This window comes from Candidatus Microthrix parvicella Bio17-1, assembly GCF_000299415.1.
Lineage (GTDB): Bacteria > Actinomycetota > Acidimicrobiia > Acidimicrobiales > Microtrichaceae > Microthrix > Microthrix parvicella.
This window is the reverse complement of the sequence record NZ_AMPG01000001.1, coordinates 1,318,861-1,338,667: the sequence shown is the minus strand read 5'-3', so window position 1 is coordinate 1,338,667 and position 19,807 is coordinate 1,318,861. Positions and strand designations below refer to the sequence as shown.

Sequence of the window (19,807 nt, the reverse complement as noted above, 5' to 3'; positions counted from 1 at the left end):
GCGGACCGGTGGACGTGCGATCCTGAGCAGGTGAGCGTGAACATCGCCGAGCACCTGCGTATCCGGCCGATGCGTCGGCGACACCTGGCGGCTGTGGTGCGTATCGAGGAGGTGACCAACGGGCACCCGTGGAGTCGCCAACTGTTTGCCAACGAACTGCTCCAGCCGACCTCGCACCACTACCTGGTGGCGATGGTCGGTCCGCAGGTGATCGGGTTTGGTGGCTTGATGCAGGTGGCTGACGAAGGCCACGTGACCACCATGGCGGTCGATCCTACGTTCCGTCGTCGCGCTGTCGGAACGCGCCTGCTGCTGGAGTTGTTGCACCTCGGTTCGGCGGCCGGGGTGGTGGACGCCACCCTGGAGGTTCGGGTATCGAATCAACCGGCCCAGGCGCTCTACCGCCGATTTGGTTTTGCCCCTGAGGGAGTGCGACCCCGGTACTACTCGTCGCCAACCGAGGACGCCTTGATCCTCTGGGCACGCGGTGTGGAGCAGCCAGGGTACAAACGAAGGTTGGAGTCCATCCGCGCGAAACTGGATCCGTGAACGATCACGACCAGACCGATCGGTCGCCGACGACCCCCACCCGTGGCCTGATCCTTGGGATTGAGACTTCGTGTGACGAGACCGCGGCCGCCGTCGTGGCGCGGGGCTCCGATGTCCTCAGCTCGGTGGTGTCCTCCCAGGTGGATCTGCACGCTCGGTTTGGTGGCGTCGTGCCCGAGATCGCCAGCCGCGCGCACTTGGAGTTGCTGGTGCCGGTGGTGGCCCAGGCCATGGTCGAGGCGGGGGTCGCCTCCAACGACCTCGACGCGGTCGCCGTCACCCACGGGCCGGGGCTGATCGGCGCGCTGTTGGTGGGTCTGTCCGGCGCCAAAGGCCTGGCGCTGGGTTGGGGCTTGCCCCTCGTGGGGGTGAACCACCTGGAGGCCCATCTCTACGCGGCTCAACTGGAACATGGTGAAGTGTTGCTGCCTCAGATGGTGTTGCTGGTGTCGGGCGGGCATACCCAGTTGGTGCTGGTTGATGCTCCCGGCGAGTACCTGCTGATCGGTGGAACGCTCGACGATGCAGCCGGCGAGGCGTTTGACAAGGTTGCTCGATTTCTCGGCCTTGGGTACCCGGGCGGGCCGGCGATCGAAGCGGCGGCCACTTCGGGCGACCCGACCGCCATTGATTTCCCCCGGGCCATGGCCAACTCCGGTTTCGACTTCTCGTTCTCCGGGCTCAAAACGGCGGTGATCAATCATGTCCGTCGTCATCGTGAGGTGGCGACCGACGATGTGGCGGCGTCATTTCAGGCCGCCGTCGTCGATGTGCTCGCGCTTAAGTTGGCCCGTGCGGCGGCGGAGCACGCTGTGGCCGGGGTGGCTCTGGCCGGAGGCGTCGCAGCCAACTCCCCGCTACGGGAGCGGGTCGCCTCCGATGCCGCGCGTGCGGGCCTTCAGTGCCTGGTGCCCGGCAGGGAGTACTGCACCGACAATGCGGCCATGGTGGCGGCCGCCGGTTGGTATCGCCTGGCCTCGGATGGGCCGAGTGGGTTGGAGTTGCCGGCGGTACCGGGCCTCCGGCTGGGGTGAACTAGCACTCGCCCTGATCGAGTGCTAGAACTGGCACTCGTCAATCACGAGTGCCAGCTCCCGGAGATGCCGGGCTGCGAACAATGGAGGCATTGCATGAAGCTCAAGCCCCTCGAAGACCGGATCGTCGTCAAAGCCGACGACGCCGAGGAGACCACGGCCAGCGGCCTGGTCATTCCCGATACCGCCAAGGAGAAGCCCCAGCAGGGCACGGTCATGGCCGTCGGCCCCGGTCGTATCGGCGACGACAACGACCGCGTCCCCATGGACATTTCCACCGGTGACACGGTCGTCTACTCAAAGTACGGCGGCACCGAGATCACCGTTGACGGTGACGACCTGCTGATCCTGTCCGCCCGTGACGTGCTCGCCGTCATCGACGCCTGAGCCCACGAAAACGATCTGAGGAGAACAACACATGGCAAAGATTCTGAAGTTTGACGACGAGGCACGTCGCTCGCTGGAAGCCGGCGTGAACGCGCTGGCTGACGCGGTGAAGGTGACCATCGGCCCCAAGGGCCGCAACGTCGTGCTCGACAAGAAGTTCGGTGCGCCCACCATCACCAACGACGGCGTGTCGATTGCACGCGAGATCGAGTTGGAGGACCCGTACGAGAACATGGGTGCCCAGCTCGTCAAGGAGGTGGCCACCAAGACCAACGACGTCGCCGGTGACGGCACCACCACCGCCACCGTGCTGGCCCAGGCGCTGGTGCGCGAGGGCATGCGGAACGTGGCCGCCGGCGCCAGCCCCATGGGCTTGAAGCGCGGCATCGAGGCCGGCGTCGCCGCCGCCGTTGAGGCCATCGCCGATCAGGCCAAGGAGATCGACGACAAGGCTGAAATCGCCCAGGTCGCCGCCATCTCCGCCGCCGACACCCAAATTGGTCAGGTGCTCGCCGACGCCATCGACAAGGTGGGCAAGGACGGCGTGGTCACCGTTGAGGAGTCGAACACCTTCGGCATGGACCTCGACTTCACCGAGGGCATGCAGTTCGACAAGGGCTATCTCTCGCCCTACTTCGTCACCGATCCGGATCGCCAGGAGGCCGTGCTCGAAGAGCCGTACATCCTGTTCGTGAACGGCAAGATCAGCTCGGTTCAGGACATGGTGCCCGTGCTCGAGCGCGTGATGCAGGGCGGCAAGCCCCTGTTGATCGTCGCCGAGGACGTCGAGGGCGAGGCCCTGGCCACCCTCGTGGTGAACAAGATCCGTGGCACGTTCAGCTCGGTTGCCGTCAAGGCTCCCGGCTTTGGTGAGCGCCGCAAGGCGATGCTCCAGGACATGGCCACCCTCACCGGCGGTCAGGTCATCGCCGAAGAGGTCGGCCTCAAGCTGGAGAACACCACGCTTGAGCTGTTGGGCAAGGCCCGCAAGATCGTCGTCACCAAGGACGACACCACCATCGTGGACGGTGCGGGCAACTCCGAGGACGTCGAGGGCCGCATCACGCAGATCAAGCGTGAGATCGAGGACACCGACTCCGACTGGGACCGCGAGAAGCTGCAGGAGCGCCTCGCCAAGCTGGTCGGCGGCGTTGCCGTCGTCAAGGTTGGCGCCGCCACCGAGGTGGAGCTGAAGGAAAAGAAGCACCGCATCGAAGATGCGCTGTCGGCCACCCGTGCGGCCATCGAGGAGGGCATTGTCGCCGGTGGCGGCACCGCCCTGCTGCGTGCTCGCTCCAAGGTGGCTGAAGCCGCCGAAGGCCTGTCGAGCGACGAGCGCACCGGCGCGCTTGCGGTTCACAAGGCTCTGGAGGCTCCGGCTCGGCTGATCGCCGACAACGCCGGCCTCGAAGGCGCTGTCATGGTGCAGCGTGTGGAGGCCGAGACCGGCAACAACGGTCTCAACGCAGCCACCGGCGAGATGGAGGACCTGGTCAAGGCCGGCGTCATCGATCCTGCCAAGGTGACCCGCGCCGCGCTGCAGAACGCAGCGTCCATCGCAGGTTTGCTGCTGACCACCGAGGTACTCGTTGCCGATAAGCCTGAGGAGGGCGGCGCCGGTGGCGGCGCCCCCGACATGGGTGGCATGGGTGGCATGGGCGGCATGATGTGACGCCCTGACCTCAGACATCCTCGGTGACCGCCGAGGTAGATGAGGTCGATGACGATGGGGAGTGCCTCCTTGTGGGGCACTCCCCATCGTCCGTTTTCGGGTGCCGGGCATCCGTCACCTCCGCCTGGTGCTCCTGCCCCCGTGCCAACTACCATGAGTGACCGTAATTCCGGCGAAGGTCACGGAGTGTGGGATGGGTGGTCGGTCGACCGCGTTAGGGTGGTTGGTGTGAGCCCGGGTCGTTCCGCACGTCAACATCTGCCTCGGCCGCAGCTGTGGACACCCGGCGCTGAGGCGCCCTGGGCAGGGCTTCCGTCCGGGGCGCGTCGGCTGACCGTTGCATCGATCGGCAGGTCCATCTCCGCCGGCGCACTCGAGACGTCACCAATCGACGTCGCCGACGTAGGGCCGGCGGCGTCGGTCCTGGCCGTGTTGGCGCCCGCCGCCGACGACGAACTGGAGGTGATCGTCACCCGCCGCAGCCGGCACCTGCGCGCCCACGCCGGTGAGCTCAGCCTCCCGGGGGGCGCCCAAGACCCCGGCGAGGCCCTGGTCGACACCGCATTGCGGGAGGCGACCGAGGAGGTTGGGCTTCGACGTGGCGACGTCGACGTGGCGGGCTACCTCCACCCGCTTCGTACCGCCTCATCCGGGCGTTGGATCGTGCCGTTCGTTGCCGTGGCCGAACATCGGCCCAACGTTTGGATCGCCTCACCCAACGAGGTGGCCGAGGTGCTTCACGTGCCGCTCGTGCACCTGTTGAAGCCGGGGGTGTTCTGGGAGGAACGATGGGGGATGGGCGATATGTCTTGGCCCATCTCGTTTTTCGACCTGGGCCCCGATGTGATTTGGGGCGCCACAGCCGCCATGTTGCGCGACCTGTTGGCGCGATTGCTCGACGTGGCGGTTCCTCCCCGACAGGACCCTGCCACCTGGGTCCGAACGTAGTGAGATGAGGCGCCGTGCCTCGGTGCTGGGCCAACCGGACAGGGGCGACGCAGGCGAGGGTGACAGCGGTAGGGTGCGGTTATGCCGACGCTGAGCTTCGAGGGTGAAACACACGGTGAGATCGTGGTCAAGGTGCGCCGCTGGCTGGCCTCTCTGGAGGGTGAACCCAGCGGTCAGCTGACCCCGGCAGAGGCGATCACACAGGGCGCGGAGGTGACCAAGGAAGCGCTGCGCGTCATTGCTTCGTCGGCGCCGGGCCCGGTCGCCCAGTCAGACTTGATGAAGGCATTGACGACGATGGGTTACAAGGCCACCGACGCGTCGGCCGACGCGCTGATGAGCAGCCTCGACGGCATCGAAGAGGCCACGGGTGGCAGCGTGGTTCGCCAGGTCACCGAGGCCGGGCGCCGGGCGGCCTGGGAGATGAACGCCACGATCGCCAAGCAACTGCTGCGCTCGCTGCGTCCCTGATGCCCGGCCCCGGGGGCCACCTTGGCGCCGGCGCTAGCATTGACCGCTTTCCCCAACCGGTGCGTCGACGTGGTCGACGCCGCCGGATCCAGCCACCCGACGGGAGTAGCCGTGGCCGAAACGCAGATCGGACTGGGTAAGTCCGCCAGACGCGGCTACCGCCTGGCTGAACTCGACATCGTTCCCAGCCGTCGAACACGAAATCCCGCGGAGGTGGACACCTCCTGGCAGATCGATGCGCTGCGCTTTGATTCGCCCATCGTGGCCGCGCCGTCCGACGGGGTGGTCAGCCCTGCAACAGCTGTGGCCATGTCGAATGCCGGCGCACTCGGGGTGCTTCACTCCGAGGGCGTGTGGTGCCGCCACGAGGATCCGGCGCCCGCCTTGGCCGAAATCGCTGGGATCGATCCGGCCGCTGAGGGCGCTGCTGTCGAGGTGCTCGACCGGGTGCATTCCCTTGGGCGGCCCGAGGTCCGCCCAGAATTGGTCAAAGCCCGCGTGGCGGAGATGCGCTCCGGTGGGGCCACCGTGGCATTGGCGGTCAGCCCCGGACTGGTCGAAGCTTCGCTCGAGGCCATCCTGGCAGCCGAACCCGACCTGCTGGTGATCGAGGGCACCGTGGTGTCGGCGGAGCATGTCTCAGATGGTGAGCCACTGAACCTGAAGAGGGTGTTGCGACGCTTGGAGGTCCCCACCATCGTCGGGGGGTGCACCTCGTATTCGGCCGCCCTTCACCTGATGCGCACCGGCGCCGCCGGGGTACTGGTCGGGGTGGGCCCCGGCCGCGTTGGCCCGACCCGCAACGTGTTGGGCATCGGGGCCGCGTCGGCAACCGCCATCGCTGACGCCCGTGCGGCCCGCATCCGACACCTCGACGAAACCGGCGTGTACTGCCACGTCATCGCCCATGGGGGCGTTCGCAATTCGGGTGACCTGGCCGCAGCGATCTGCTGTGGGGCCGATGCGGTGGTGTTGGGCGATCTGCTCGCAGCCGCGACCGAGGCACCCGCCGGCGGGTGGACGTGGGCGCACCGCAGCGATCATCCCACCCTGCCCCGGAGCAGGGTCGAGCACGTCACCACCAACGGTCCATTGCAGCAGATCCTGCATGGCCCGGCAGTCGGCGCCGACGGCACCACCAACCTGGTGGGCGCCCTGGCCCGGTCGATGGCCTTCGCCGGGCACGTCAGCTGCAAGGACTTCCAAAAAGCCGAGTTGCTCGTGGCCGAAGGGGACTTCCGATGAAGCCGCCCCAGGCGATCACCGGTGAGGAAGAGGTGCTGGTCCTCGACTTCGGCGCCCAGTACGCGCAGTTGATCGCCCGCCGGGTGCGTGAGGCCCGCGTGTACTCCGAGATCGTGGCCCACGACATCACCGCGGCCGAATTGGCCGCACGCGCGCCGAAGGCGGTGATCCTCTCCGGTGGGCCCAAGTCGGTGCACGTGGAAGGTGCCCCGGGGATCGATCCCGAGATCTTCGACCTGGGCATCCCAATGCTGGGTATTTGTTACGGCGCTCAGTTGATGGCTCGTGACCTGGGCGGCGAGGTCAACTCGTCCGGGCGGGGAGAGTACGGCCGAACCGAGCTGACCGTTGACGAAGGAACCGGTTCGGAGCTCTTTGGAGGTCTTCCCACCACCCAGACGGTGTGGATGAGCCACTTCGACGCCATCGTGTCGCCCCCCGACGGTTTCGTCGCCACGGCATCCTCGCCGGGGGCTCCGGTGGCCGCGATCGAGAACCCCGACCGACGCATGTGGGCCGTGCAGTACCACCCGGAGGTGGCCCACACGCCCCACGGCCAACGCATCATCGAGCGTTTCGTGCACTCGCTCGCCGGCTGTGCCAACACCTGGACGATGGCCAACTTCATCGACGAGGCCACCTCGGCCATCGCCGCCCAGATCGGTGCCGGCCGAGCCATCTGTGGACTGTCGGGTGGGGTGGACTCCGCTGTGGCCGCCGCCCTGGTGCATCGGGCGATCGGCGCCCAACTGACCTGTGTGTTCGTCGACAACGGCTTGATGCGGGCGGGTGAGGGTGAACAGGTGGTGGAGACCTTCCAGCGGCATCAGGGTATGGAGTTGATCCACGCCCGCGCCGGCGATCGGTTTCTTGAGCGGCTGGCCGGCGTGATCGACCCGGAGGCCAAGCGCAAGGCAATCGGCGAGCTGTTCATCCGGGTGTTCGAGGAGGCCAAGGGCGGACTGGTCGATGCCGATTACCTGGTGCAGGGCACCCTCTACCCCGACGTGATCGAATCGGGCTCGGCAACCGCCGCCATCATCAAGAGCCACCACAACGTCGGCGGTCTTCCCGATGACCTCGATTTCGAGCTGGTCGAACCGTTGCGGAGCCTCTTCAAGGATGAGGTGCGGGAGCTGGGCCGAGAGTTGGGCCTCCCCGAAGAGATCGTGTGGCGGCAGCCCTTTCCCGGGCCGGGCCTCGGTGTTCGCATCGTGGGCGAGGTGACGCCCGAACGGGTTGAGCTGGTGCGCGCCGCGGATGCCATCGTGCGGGAGGAACTGCGCATGGCAGGCCTCGAACGCGAGATCTGGCAGGCGTTCGCCGTGCTGCTGGCCGATGTGCGCAGCGTGGGTGTGATGGGGGACGAGCGGACCTACGGCAGCCCCATCATCGTGCGCGCCGTGACCTCGGAGGATGCGATGACCGCCGATTGGGCCCGCATCCCGCCCGAGGTGCTCGACCGCATTTCCGGGCGCATCATCGCCGAGGTGGCTGGGATCAACCGGGTGGCCTACGACATCACGTCCAAGCCGCCGGCCACGATCGAGTGGGAGTAGTTCGCCATGACCGTTGTGTCACACCTGTGACATTTCGCAGTGATCAACCCGTTGATCGCAACCTCGTTGTAACAATGCGCAACATTTGGTAACCTTTGCAACTCATGCGCTGGATCTCCCCCCCATCTGACCATGTCGCTGCAAGCTGCGCTGGTTCCCCTCGCCGTTCCATTCGCCATGCATCGGTGAAGTCGCTGGCAATCAGCGCACTGGCTGCCATCGCCATCCCCGTGGTTCCGCTGGCGATGGCCGGCACCGCCGGCGCGCAGGACTCGTCCGACCTTGCAGCCAAGGTTGAGCGCATTCAGGCCCGTCGTTCAGAGCTCGGCGACAAGATCTCGCTGCTCGACGAGGAGGCCAACGAGGCCAAGCTGAAGCTGGCCGACCTGGAGAAGCGGGCCAACACCAACCAGGCCGACGTCGAGACCGCCAAGAAGCAGATGAGCGGTGCCAGTAAGGACGTGCGTGCCTATGCGCTCAAGTCCTTCACCGCCAGCCCGGGCACCGAGATGATGGGCAACGAGACCGACCCCAACGCCGCGCTGGTGCGTCGAACGCTGCTGCAGACCGCCCGCGGCAACCGCGAAGAGGCGATCGACCAGGTGCGGGCTGCCAAGAGCGACCTGGCAACCAAGCAGGGCTACCTCGAGGACACGTCCACCGAAATCGCCGCCGCCAAGGCCAAGGCCGATCAGGCTCGCAAGGAGACTCGGGCCACCGAAGCGACGCTCGCCAAAGAGGAGTCGCAGGTGAAGGGGGCGCTGAAGGTTGCGCTGGAGCGTGAGGAGGCCGCCCGTCAGGCGGCCGCAAAGGCCGAAGCGGAACGCCGCCAGGCGGAGGCGGAGGCGGCCGCCGCAGCGGAGGCCGCCGCCCAACTCCAGGCCGCATCCGCAGCGTCGTCGGCGGCCCCGGTGGCCATTGCATCCCAGGGTTCATCTGGCGCGGTGGCGGCATCGCGCTCCGCCGGTACCGCCCGCGCCGGGTCATCAACCCGCAACGTCGCCTCGGGCCGCACCGCCGCACCGCCGGCCGCGGTGGCGCCCGCAGCGCCGTCCCCCGCTCCTCCTCCCGCTTCTGGAGGAGGAAGTGCCGTGTCGGCGGCAATGTCTGTCCGAGGCACGCCGTATCGGTGGGGTGGTGAGAGCCCCGGTGGGTTCGATTGTTCCGGCTTGGTGGTCTGGTCGTTCCGCCAGGCTGGGCGCGGTGGTCTTCCGCATTCGTCTCGGGCGTTGGTGGGCATGGGCCGCCGCATCTCGGTCGGACAGTTGGTCCCCGGTGACCTCGTGGCCTATGGCTCCCCCGTCCACCACATCGGTATCTACATCGGTGGCGGTCAGTACGTGCACGCGCCGCATACCGGCGACGTGGTGAAGGTGTCATCGATCTATCGCGGCTCGGGCTCACCGATCGCCCTGCGGATCTGAATTCAGCGGCACTCTCCAGTGTGGTCGACTGAGTTCGTAGCATGACGTTGCTGTGACGAACACACCACTGTTCGACACCTACTTGTAACAATCGTCATCGTCTGGCAGGATCTACGGATGCGGCGGATTCCCCTCCTTCGACGATCGCTGTCGGTTCTGGCTTCCCGGTCGTTTTCGGCGACGAGCAGGCGTCAAGCCCGGCGATCACTGACATCACGAGCGGCGGCGGTGCCCGCAGCCGGACTCCTGGTGGTCTCCCTCCTGGGCGTGGCCCCGCCCGCATCGGCCCAGGCGCCGGACGGGTCGAAGGAGTTGGCTGCCCGCGTTGATCACATCGTCGCCCGTCGAGCCTCGCTGGGCGATCGCATATCGGTGCTCGACGAGCAGGCCAACCTGGCGGCTGAACAACTGGCGGACGTCAACAATCGAGCCAAAGTCAACGAGTCGGACGTGTCCTCGGCCGAGCAGGAGATGCAGGAGGCGCGTGGGCAGGTGCGTCGCTACGCGGTGCGCGCCTTCACCGGTGGCGTGGGTTCGGGATCTGCCTCTGCCCACGACAATCCGACGGAAGCCATCCGCTCACGCACCCTGCTTGCAACCGCCCAAGGCAATCGAGAGCAGGCCGTGGAGCAGGTGCGGGCCGCCCGTTCCGACCTGACGTCCAAACAGCAACTGCTGGACGAGACCGCCAAGGCCAAGTCCGATGCGCAGCGACGCATCAAATCAGCCCGGACCGAGACGAAACAGGCCGAACAGGAGCTTGCTGCCACCGAGGCGCAGGTGAAGGGCGACCTGGCCACAGCGCTGCAGCGAGAGGAGACGCAACGCATCGCAGCCGAACGCGCCGAGGCCAAACGCCGTCAGGCCGAAGCCGAGGCCGCTGCTCAGGCACAGGCGAAGGCCGCCGCTGAGGCGGAGGTGGCGGCCCAGACCGTCGCTGAGGCCGAGGCGGTCGGCCTCACTGAGTCCGGCTCGCCGAGCGCCGATTCGGCCGGCTCGAATCCGAGCGAGACCCCAAGCCGGTCGACGACGACCAGGCCGCCTGCGGGCTCGAAGCGGGCGTCGGGCGGGACGTCGTCGAGCGAGGCCTCAGCACCGGCAACGAAGATTGCAGCGGAGCAACCGAAGACGCCGGCAACACCAGTTCCGACGACCAACCGGCCCCGACCGACGGTCCCTGCGCCCACCGCCCCGCCCAGACCGGTGGCACCGCCCCCGCCTCCACCGCCCCCGCCGCCTCCATCCTCAACCGGGCAGCGGGCCGTGCAGGCGGCGCTGTCCATGCGAGGTACCCCCTACCGTTGGGGCGGGGAGAGCCCCGGCGGGTTCGACTGCTCGGGTCTGGTGCTGTGGGCCTACGCCCAGGCGGGTCGCGGCGGTCTCCCACATTCCTCCAGCATGCAGGCGTCGATGGGTCGCCGTATCAGCGTGGGCGAGCTGATGCCCGGTGACCTGGTGGCGTATGGCTCTCCGGTGCATCACATCGGTATCTACATCGGTGGCGGTCAATACGTTCACGCCCCGCGCACCGGCGACGTGGTGAAGGTGGCGTCGATCTACCGCTTCAACGGCACGCCCATCGCGGTTCGCATCTAAAGGCCACCCCGGGCGGTCTCGTCGCCGGGGAGGCTGTCGCTGGGGTCCCGTAGGATGGGTCCTCATGTCAGCCCCGCTCCTCGATGGCCTCAACCCAGCTCAGCGCGAGGCGGTGATGCACGGCGAGGGCCCGCTGTTGGTGGTGGCCGGTGCAGGCTCGGGCAAGACCAGGGTGCTCACCCATCGCATCGCCCGGCTGATCGAAGACGACAACGTCTCCCCATTCGAAATTCTGGCCATCACCTTCACCAACAAGGCGGCCGACGAGATGCGTCACCGCGTGGGCTCGCTCGTGGGGCCGGTGGCCCAGAAGATGTGGGTCTCCACCTTCCACTCGGCCTGCGTCCGTATCCTGCGTCGCGACGGGGCGAGGTTGGGATACCCCAGCTCGTTCACCATCTACGACCAGGCCGACGCCACCCGGCTTGTGGGGTACGTGTTGCGCGACCTCAACATCGACACCAAGCGACTTCCGGCCCGCTCGGTGCAGGGCCAGATCTCGTTGGCCAAGAACGAACTGCGCAGTCCCGAGCAGTTGGCCGATGAGGCGACCCACATCATCGAGCGCAAGGTGGCCGATGTGTACGCCGAATACCAGGCGCGCCTGCGGGCTGCGGGTGCCATGGACTTCGATGATCTGTTAGGCGTCACGGTCGAGTTGTTCCGCACCCACAGCGATGTGTTGGAGTCCTACCAGCGACGGTTCCGTTATCTCATGGTTGATGAGTATCAGGACACGAACCGAGTGCAGAACGAACTGGTGATTCTCTTGGCCGGTGCGCATCACAACGTGTGCGTGGTGGGCGACTCCGACCAGTCGATCTACGCTTTCCGCGGCGCCGACCTGCGCAACATCTTGGAGTTCGAATCGGCGTTCCCGGACGTCACCCAGATCGTGTTGGACCAGAACTACCGGTCCACGCAACGCATCCTGGACGCAGCCAACTCGGTGATCGCCAACAACATGTCCCGGCGCCCAAAGGACCTCTGGACCGACGAGACGGGCGGCGCTCCAATCGTTCGTTTCGTTGGCGATGACGAGGGGGATGAAGCTCGGTACGTGGCTCAGGAGATCGCCCGTCTCGTCGACTCGGGTGAGGTGAGTTATCCCGACGTGGCCATCTTCTATCGGGCCAATGCTCAGAGCCGGGTGCTGGAGGAGGCGCTGTTCCGCCAGGGGGTGCCGTACCGCGTTCTTGGGGGCACCCGGTTTTACGACCGGCGTGAGATCAAGGACGCGCTGGCGTACGTGCAGACCATCGTCAACCCGGCCGATGAGGTATCGGCCAAAAGAATCGTCAATGTGCCAAAGCGAGGGATCGGCGACACCACCATCGGCCGGGTGGACGCCTATGCGCGGGCGCACGCGCTGACGTTTGTCGACGCGCTCCGAAAGGCGGACGCCGCCGGGGTGTCGTCACGAGCCCAACGGGGCATCGAGCGGTTTCTGGAGATCATCGACGCACTGGGGTCGACCGACGGCAACGACCCGGCTCCGGCCCCGCTGTTGGAAGAGCTGCTGGAGCGCACCGGCTACATCGCGGAGCTCGAGGCCGAGCACACCATCGAGTCTGAGGGGCGCCTGGAGAACCTGGCCGAGTTGGTGGGCGTTGCCGCCGAATACGAAACCATGCCTGAGTTTCTCGAGCAGGTCAGCCTGGTGGCCGACACCGACAGCCTGCCCGGCGAGGACGATCCGGGGTCCGGCGAGACCGTGATGATGACGCTGCACTCGGCCAAAGGACTGGAGTATCCGGTGGTGTTCCTGGTGGGCATGGAGGAGGGGGTTTTCCCCCACATGCGCTCGATCGGCGAACCGGCCCAGTTGGAGGAGGAGCGCCGCCTCGCCTATGTGGGGATCACCCGGGCCCGCGAGCGCCTGTACCTCACCAATGCCTGGAGTCGCACGTTGTATGGCGCCACCCAGTACAACCCACCCAGCCGATTCCTGGGGGAGATCCCCGAGGAGTTGCTCGAGGAGGCAGAGGGCTCATCCACCCGGGGGTCCCGCCGTCCCGGAACCTCCGGCAGTTGGTCACGGGGCGCTTCCCCGAGCTTCGCCGGGCGGGAGGCGCGTCGGGAGCGGGCGACATCCAGCGGCACCGTTGGATCCGGTTTCGGGGTCACACGGGGAGTCGGCCCGGGCACGGGTTCGGGGTCGTCGCCCAGCGGCCCGCCTGCGACTGCGGGCGTCTACAACCTGAAGGTGGGCGACGATGTTGCACACGCCACTTTTGGAGAGGGCATCATCCTTGATATCGAAGGCCAAGGCGACAAGGCCGAGGCCACCATCCGCTTCCCGGACGTGGGTGAGAAGCGGCTGCTGCTGTCCTGGGCACCACTGGAACGAGTGAGCCCATGACCCGTCCGCTGGTTCGTATCGTGCGGCGTGAGGCGGCCCGTCTGGGCATGTTGCGAGCGGGGCTGACGTTGGGCTCGCTGCTGGAGCGTGCTGCCGCCGTGCACGGATCATCGGTGATGGTCGATCAGGCGGCGGAGCCTCGCACCGGCGTACCGGCCCGAATTCTCACCGTCGCCGCAGCGGCCGAGCTGGTCGACGTTTGGGCGGGTGCGCTGGTTGCAGATGGAAAGCTCGGTGCCGGCGATCGGGTGGTGGTCGCCACGCCAAACTCGGTCGAGATGTTGCTGGCCACCCTGGCAGTGTCCCGTGCGGGCGGTATCCCGGCCCCGGTCAACGATGCCATGCGTGACGACGAGATTGCCCACGTGGTTCGGGACGCTGACGCTTCGGTGGTGATCCGTGGTGTTGACGAGTTGGATGCGCTGGCCTTGCGCCTGGGGGTGAACTCCGGCCTGGGTGAAGACCGGGGGGCGACCGAGCGGGTGGCCGCGTTGTTCTATACGTCCGGAACCACCGGAAGCCCCAAGGGTGCTGCGTTGACCCATCGGGCGTTGGTCGGCGAGCTTGGCCGGCTGGCGGCCCTCCCGGCCGGGCTGCTGATCTCCGAGTTGGCCCTGGCGCTTCCGGTGGCCCATATCTATGGGTTTGCAGCTTTGGTGGCAGCCTCGGTGGGAGGGATTCCGGTGCGTTTCCGCCCGCGTTTTCGGCCGACCGAGGTACTGGACGACATCGAGTCACGCCGCAGCTCTGCCTTCGCCGGGGTACCCACGATGTACCGCATGTTGGAGGAGGCGGGGGCCGATGACCGTGACCTGCGGTCCGTTCGCCTCTGGATCTCCGGTGCGGACGTGATGCCACCGGAGTTGGCCCGTCGCTTCAAACGGCGCGGCGCCGCACTGAGCCTGCCCGGTCTGGGGGCGGTGGGCGAAGCGACGTTCGCCGAGGGGTACGGCATGGTGGAGACCGGCGGGGGAGCTGCGGCCAAGGTGTCGCCGCCCTTCGTGCCCCTGGGCCTGGGCGACCAATTGGGTATTCCGCTGCCCGGCTATTCCTTCCGAGTGGTGGACGAGCACGGCGACGAGGTGCGTCTCGGTGCCGTCGGACAGCTGCTCCTGCGCGGCCCGGGTGTACTCGAGGGGTATTGGGGCGACGCCGATGCCACCAATGCTGTGCTCGACGACGAGGGTTGGCTGTCGACAGGGGACCTGGTCCGTCGGGGCCCGATGGGCACGTTCTCCTTTCAGGGGCGGGAGAAGGCGGTGATCAAATCTGGGGGGTTTTCCGTGTATCCACCCGAGGTGGAACGGGTCATCGAGCAGCACCCCGAGGTCGTCGAGGCGGGTGTCGTGGGCCTCCCCGACGACAAGTTCGGCGAGGTGCCCGCCGTGGCGGTGCGGCTGGTCGACAGCGCCACGGTGACGTCTGCTCAGCTTCTGGCCTGGATGGGCACGCGCCTGTCGGACTACAAGACACCGCGTCGCGTGTTCATCGTGGACGATCTGCCCCGTACGGGAACCAACAAGTTGCAGCGCTCCGAATTGGTCGAGCGCCTCCGCGACCGCGACTGAGCAGGCCTGATGGGATTGCCCCCCCGACAGCTGCAACGCGGTGTCGTCCGCACGGCTGCCTGGATCATCCTCAGCGCAGGAGCCCTTGGGTGCGGAAACTCCTCAGGCTGCGACGACTTCGCCCCCACCAGTCCTCAGTTCGAGGCTGGGCGGACCCAATCGGTGGCCGTGGAGATCAGTGACGGCGGTTGGACGTCGGCCGATGCGGGCGGGAACTTCTGGTCGGCCACCGAGCCGGTTCCTCCCGGCGTCGCCGACGGACTGCTCAAGGGGCAGGCCACACCGATCGCCTGGGATCGGATCAGCGTGGACTTCGGTACTGCCGGAACGATCGAGTTCACCGGCCCGGACTACTGCTACTAAACCTGGCTGCCATCATCGGTGGGTGAGGACGTCCAGCGCGCAGCTCAGGTCTCGTCGCCGGGCGTGACCCGCCAGTTCGTAGCCACGATACGTTGGCAGCCATGGAACTGCGCATCTTCACCGAGCCTCAGCAGGGCGCCAGCTACGACGACCTTCTCGCGGTGGCGCTCCGTGCCGAACGCTTGGGCTTTGGGGCGTTCTTTCGGAGCGATCACTACGTGGCGATGGGGGACGGCTCGGGTCTGCCGGGCCCCAGCGACGCCTGGATCACGCTTGCCGGCCTCGCCCGCGACACCTCGACGATCCGGCTGGGCACGTTGGTCACCTCGGCCACGTTCCGCCTGCCCGGTCCGCTGGCGATCTCGGTCGCCGGGGTGGACGCCATGTCGGGCGGTCGCGTGGAGCTGGGCTTGGGCAGCGGCTGGTTCGAGACGGAACACGAGGCCTACGGCATTCCGTTCCCGCCCCTCGGCGAGCGCTTCGACCGGTTGACCGAGCAGCTCGAGATCATCTCGGGCCTGTGGGCCACCGCCGACGGGGACACCTTCGACTTCCAGGGCGATCACTACTCACTGAGCGGATCGCCTGCGCTTCCCAAACCGATCCAGAGCCCGCCGCCGGTGATCGTCGGAGGGTCCGGCCCGATGCGCACCCCCAACCTGGCCGCTCGCTTCGCTGCCGAGTACAACACCCCGTTTCTCGGCCTCGACGACGTCATCGCCGCCAACGAGCGGGTCGACCGTGCGTGCGAGGACCTCGGGCGTGACCCGACGACCCTGGTGCGCTCGGCTGCGCTGGTCGTGTGCGTCGGTGCCGACGAACCCGAGGTCGAGCGGCGCGCCCGGGTGATCGGGCGGGAGCCCGCCGAGCTGCGCGAGAACGGGGTGGCGGGGCTGCCCGCCGAGGCCGCCGAGAGGTTGGGTCGCTTTGACGAGGCGGGGATCGAGCGGGTGTATCTGCAGGTGCTCGATCTGTCCGACCTCGATCATCTCGACCTGATCGCCGGTACCCTCTGGCAGTAGCGGACCGACCGGTCGAAAGGTCCAGCCCCACGCAAACGAGGCTGGTCAGGGGGTTGTGGTGGTGGGCTTCGTATCGCCGAGCGTGACGAACAGGATGCCGTCGTCGGAAACCTCCCAAGGAAGCTGGCGCAAGCCCTCCCCGTTTTGGGGAAAGGTGGCGTCGTCGCAGCGCTTGCCGCTGGCATCGGCGGAGACCGCGGAATCGCCGATCTCCTCCGAGACGAACCTTTTGATGGTGCGGTCCCAGCGCAGGAAGCAATTGTCCGGGGTGTTCGGTGCCTTGGCCTCGAAGATCGCCCAGCCGAATTCGGGCTCGGGGCCCTCGTGGCTCACGGCGATCGGGCGTGTCTGACCGCGCCCTGAGACATCACTGAGGAGGAACGGGCCCTGCTTGGCGATGGACTCTGCCCGCTGGGCGGCGGGTCCAAGGGCAAACTCGTCGGAGCCCAGGCTGACGGTGGATGGTTCGCCGCCACCGCCTTGACCAAACAGCACCAGCACCAGCGCCAGGCCGGCGCCCACCATCAGCATGGCGATACCGGCGGTGCGGAACTGGTTGGACGTGCTGCGTTGCTCGACCGGCATGGAACTCCCTCGGTTGGGGGATGACTCGGGCGCCACAGTCTGCCCGCTGTGGCCGGATAGCGGAACTCGGCCGTTATCATCACGGCCATGTTGGAACCGGCAACCGCGCGCTCGCTGCCTTCGACCGACCAGCTGTACCTGCGCGATGCCTACCAGCGCACGATGGCTGCGGAGGTGATTGCCACCGATGCTGACCGTGTGGCACTTGACCGCACCGTGTTTTATGCCACGGGTGGGGGTCAGCCCCACGACACCGGCATGATCGAATGGGACGATGTGAGGTGGTTGGTCACCGATGTCCGCAGCGACGGCAAGCTGCTCTGGCACACGCTTGCGCTCCAACCCGGGGGTGCGGGCCCGGTAGCCGCTGCGGTTCCTCCGATTGGTGCCACGGTGACCGGTACCATCGACTGGGCACGCCGACATGGCCTCATGCGTACCCACACCATGTTGCACGTCATGGGCGGGGTGATCTGGAACCGCTGGGGCGTGCCCGCCACCGGCGGCAACATGGAACCGCTCAGCGCTCGAATGGACTTTGGGTTTGGTCCGCTGCCGGAAAGGTTTCGTGACGAGGTGACCGCGGCGGTCAACGCCGAACTGGAGGCCGACCGGCCCATAACGGTCAGCTTCCTCGACCGGGGGGCCGCCGACGTTGACCCGGCCCTCCTCCGCACCAAGGTCAACCTCATTCCGGCATCGGTCACCCAGGTTCGGGTGGTTGACATCGTCGGGCTCGATCGTCAGGCAGACGGAGGCACGCACGTGGCCTCCACCGCCGAGGTGGGACGCTTCGAGATCACCAAGACCGAATCAAAGGGCAAGGGCAACAAGCGCCTGCGCCTCAAGGTGAGCTGACGGGAGCTACCCGCCACTCCTCATCTGCTTGGTGCCGACTCGACGCTGGATCGCCTCGGAGATGCCCGGGGCAACCGTTGCCAGCGTGACGACGGCACGAAGTTCGGAGGGGGCGACGAACAGCTCCGCAGGATTGGTGCGGATCGCCTTCTCGACGGCCTGGGCGACGTCGCTTGGCGACTTGGTGCGGATGCCCTTGGGCAGGTTGATGCCGCCGTTGGCGAACATGCCGGCATCGCGAATGAAGCCGGGCTCCACCATGGTCACCCCGACATCGTGTTCCTCCAGGTCTTGGCGCAGCGAGAGGCCAAACCCTCGAAGACCAAACTTGGTGGCGTTGTACAGGCAGGTGTCCGGCGTGGGGGCCAGACCGGACAGCGATCCGATCAGCACGATCTGTCCGGGGCGTCCGGCGGCGATGCAGGCCTGAGCGAATGCCCCGCTGAGCACCATCGGTGCCCGCAGGTTCACGTCGAGCGCACCATCGATGACCTTCACGCCCAGTTCGGCACCGCCGGCTTCGCCACCTACGCCCGCGTTGGCGATGATCACGTCGAACCCGCCGATGATCTTGACCAACTTCTGTACATCGCTTCGCTTGGCCAGGTCGGCCTCCACCACGGTGCCTCGGGTTTCATCGGCCAGGCTGTCGAGCGCCGGCCGGTTTCGGGCAGTCAGGGTCAAGTGCGCGCCGTAGCGGGCGAGCCGCCGGGCGATCGCCTGGCCCAGGCCGCCGCTGGCGCCGGTGAGCAGGATGCGGCTGCCGGTGAGTTCCATGAGGGGGTCCTGTTCCTTGTGGCTGAGACGGGCGGGGTTGGCTGAGACGGGCGGGGTTGGCTGAGACGGGCTGGCGCGCCGGTCCAGGAGGACCGGCGCGCCTGCTTCCCGTGAAGCTGTGGCGGTCGAACGTTGCCGCGATCGACTCTACCGGCCTGTCACGTCGCTCCCTCAGGCGGCCCTGCCGTTCAGCGGCCCTGCCGTTCAGTGACCTGACAACGCCTTCCGGACCTGGGCAACCAGCAGTTCGGGTTCGTCGGTGTAGTCCCACCAGGTGAACAGCAGCACCTTGATGCCAAGTAGCTCCAGCCGGTTGCGGGCGCGTCGGTCGCCGATGAACGTGGCCCGATCCCGGTGATGGCTCAGCGAGTCCAGCCCGATGGCCAGCGCTTCGGACTGGTTGGGGTAGGCCAGGTCGACCATCTGGATCAGCCCCTCGTCGTCGTAGAAGTTGTGCTCGAGCACGGGTTCGGTCAGCCCGCCGGCGACGAGCAGGTCGGCAACCATGCGGCTGAAGTCGCTCATCGGCACCCGCTCGTCCTCCACAAACTGCGCCAAGACCTCGCCCAAAGCGGCCCGGCCGGGCGTGCCGAGCGGGGTCTCCACATGAAATCGAGCAAGTGTCGCCATGGTGAGGTGCTTCTCGCGGATCAGTTGATCGATGCACGCACGAAGCCGCACCTTGGGCAGGTAGGAAGCCAGCTGGCCGATCAGCACCGCAGGGCCCACGACCGCAATGCCGTTTCGTTCGGAGTGCCCGGCCGGACTCCAACGGCGGGTTCGGTGCACCTTGACGCCCGTCGGTCGAACCCGTCGTTCGAAGGGAACGAGTACCTCAGGCTTCGAGGCACGGAAGCCCTCCAGCTTCCACAGCACCGCAGCCGCCCGGTGGCTGGCCACACCGCCAGTAGTCCGAGTCGCCCACTCCACACGGTGGGTCCAGGTCAGCGGCCGGTCGGCCGGGGCGTACCAACCTCGACCCACTCGTTGCAGACCTCCGGTCGCAGCCCTCTGGCGGAGCGCGTCACTGCTGATGCCGAACGGTTCGGCTTCCGCAGCGCCGAACACGCGATGGGCACGTGAGAGGGCCATCCACCGCTGATCATGAGTGCGACTGTTGTTGGAAGATGCCGATGGCAGTGAAGGAGCCATCCGGCATGGTCGGGGGTGGCGAGCCGTCCGTCCACGGGTCGCGGTACCCGTTGACGTCGGCACGGTAGGGGCGCGTGGGCGGCGAGCAGCCTGGATCGCGGGGGTGTGGAGAGGGAGCAGAGGTGTGGAGCAGAGGTGTGGAGGTGTGCCGGTGAGATTCACCGGCACACCTCCACACCCCTCCGGGACTCCGAGATGATGGGGTCGTATTGCCTGGCGGGCGGGCTTCCTGGAA

Annotated in this window: 18 protein-coding genes; 15 read left to right on the top strand and 3 right to left on the bottom strand. The window is 67.2% G+C overall.

The features are described from left to right. Positions 1-30: 30 nt before the first annotated feature. The 14 genes from rimI to MPARV_RS0106465 all read left to right on the top strand — a co-directional run bounded on the left by rimI (position 31) and on the right by MPARV_RS0106465 (position 16,200). A complete protein-coding gene (gene rimI, locus MPARV_RS0106530; protein ID WP_012223982.1) occupies positions 31-549 on the top strand; it encodes a ribosomal protein S18-alanine N-acetyltransferase in 519 nt (172 codons plus the stop codon). Beyond that, positions 546-1,583: a tRNA (adenosine(37)-N6)-threonylcarbamoyltransferase complex transferase subunit TsaD gene (gene tsaD, locus MPARV_RS0106525; protein WP_020377668.1), complete on the top strand. Its 1,038-nt coding sequence runs from the start codon at positions 546-548 to the stop codon at positions 1,581-1,583. Before rimI ends, tsaD begins: the two co-directional genes overlap by 4 nt. A 96-nt stretch (positions 1,584-1,679) precedes the next feature. After that, on the top strand, positions 1,680-1,970 hold the full coding sequence (gene groES, locus MPARV_RS0106520; protein ID WP_012223985.1) for a co-chaperone GroES: 291 nt from the start codon (positions 1,680-1,682) through the stop codon (positions 1,968-1,970). A gap of 31 nt (positions 1,971-2,001) precedes the next feature. After that, complete coding sequence (gene groL / locus MPARV_RS0106515) at positions 2,002-3,642, top strand: chaperonin GroEL (protein ID WP_012223986.1); 1,641 nt, start codon at positions 2,002-2,004, stop codon at positions 3,640-3,642. Positions 3,643-3,870: 228 nt separating this feature from the next. After that, the gene (locus tag MPARV_RS0106510) at positions 3,871-4,590 is read left to right on the top strand and encodes an NUDIX hydrolase (protein WP_157789487.1); all 720 of its coding nucleotides are present in this window, start codon (positions 3,871-3,873) and stop codon (positions 4,588-4,590) included. Positions 4,591-4,671: 81 nt separating this feature from the next. Then, the gene (locus tag MPARV_RS0106505) at positions 4,672-5,061 is read left to right on the top strand and encodes a hypothetical protein (RefSeq protein ID WP_012223988.1); all 390 of its coding nucleotides are present in this window, start codon (positions 4,672-4,674) and stop codon (positions 5,059-5,061) included. 111 nt (positions 5,062-5,172) lie between these two features. Continuing rightward, positions 5,173-6,306, top strand: a complete 1,134-nt coding sequence (locus MPARV_RS0106500) for a GuaB3 family IMP dehydrogenase-related protein (RefSeq protein ID WP_020377666.1) — start codon at positions 5,173-5,175, stop codon at positions 6,304-6,306. Next, positions 6,303-7,865: a glutamine-hydrolyzing GMP synthase gene (guaA, locus tag MPARV_RS0106495; RefSeq protein WP_012223990.1), complete on the top strand. Its 1,563-nt coding sequence runs from the start codon at positions 6,303-6,305 to the stop codon at positions 7,863-7,865. Before MPARV_RS0106500 ends, guaA begins: the two co-directional genes overlap by 4 nt. A 185-nt stretch (positions 7,866-8,050) precedes the next feature. Continuing rightward, positions 8,051-9,289, top strand: a complete 1,239-nt coding sequence (locus MPARV_RS22355; RefSeq protein ID WP_020377665.1) for a C40 family peptidase — start codon at positions 8,051-8,053, stop codon at positions 9,287-9,289. 228 nt (positions 9,290-9,517) lie between these two features. Next, complete coding sequence (locus tag MPARV_RS0106485) at positions 9,518-10,885, top strand: C40 family peptidase (RefSeq protein WP_020377664.1); 1,368 nt, start codon at positions 9,518-9,520, stop codon at positions 10,883-10,885. A gap of 64 nt (positions 10,886-10,949) precedes the next feature. Beyond that, on the top strand, positions 10,950-13,247 hold the full coding sequence (gene pcrA, locus MPARV_RS0106480; protein ID WP_012223995.1) for a DNA helicase PcrA: 2,298 nt from the start codon (positions 10,950-10,952) through the stop codon (positions 13,245-13,247). After that, positions 13,244-14,815 (top strand): class I adenylate-forming enzyme family protein, encoded by a 1,572-nt coding sequence (locus MPARV_RS0106475; RefSeq protein WP_012223996.1) that lies wholly within the window; start codon positions 13,244-13,246, stop codon positions 14,813-14,815. The genes pcrA and MPARV_RS0106475 overlap by 4 nt, the downstream gene beginning before the upstream one ends. Positions 14,816-14,824: 9 nt before the next feature. Continuing rightward, complete coding sequence (locus MPARV_RS0106470) at positions 14,825-15,178, top strand: hypothetical protein (protein ID WP_020377663.1); 354 nt, start codon at positions 14,825-14,827, stop codon at positions 15,176-15,178. 101 nt (positions 15,179-15,279) lie between these two features. Continuing rightward, positions 15,280-16,200, top strand: coding sequence for an LLM class F420-dependent oxidoreductase (locus MPARV_RS0106465; protein ID WP_020377662.1), 921 nt, complete (start codon positions 15,280-15,282; stop codon positions 16,198-16,200). Positions 16,201-16,245: 45 nt separating this feature from the next. Here MPARV_RS0106465 and MPARV_RS0106460 read toward each other — a convergent pair whose 3' ends face one another. Beyond that, positions 16,246-16,785 (bottom strand): hypothetical protein, encoded by a 540-nt coding sequence (locus tag MPARV_RS0106460; protein ID WP_012223999.1) that lies wholly within the window; start codon positions 16,783-16,785, stop codon positions 16,246-16,248. Positions 16,786-16,872: 87 nt separating this feature from the next. Between MPARV_RS0106460 and MPARV_RS0106455 the strand changes: the two genes are divergently transcribed. Then, positions 16,873-17,643 carry an alanyl-tRNA editing protein gene (locus MPARV_RS0106455; protein WP_012224000.1) on the top strand — a complete coding sequence of 257 codons (771 nt, stop codon included), beginning with the start codon at positions 16,873-16,875 and terminating at the stop codon, positions 17,641-17,643. A gap of 6 nt (positions 17,644-17,649) precedes the next feature. On the opposite strand, the gene MPARV_RS0106450 is transcribed toward MPARV_RS0106455, so the two are convergent. After that, complete coding sequence (locus MPARV_RS0106450; RefSeq protein WP_020377661.1) at positions 17,650-18,420, bottom strand: SDR family NAD(P)-dependent oxidoreductase; 771 nt, start codon at positions 18,418-18,420, stop codon at positions 17,650-17,652. Between the two features lie 204 nt (positions 18,421-18,624). Further along, positions 18,625-19,512, bottom strand: coding sequence for a hypothetical protein (locus MPARV_RS0106445; RefSeq protein ID WP_020377660.1), 888 nt, complete (start codon positions 19,510-19,512; stop codon positions 18,625-18,627). Positions 19,513-19,807 lie beyond the last annotated feature (295 nt).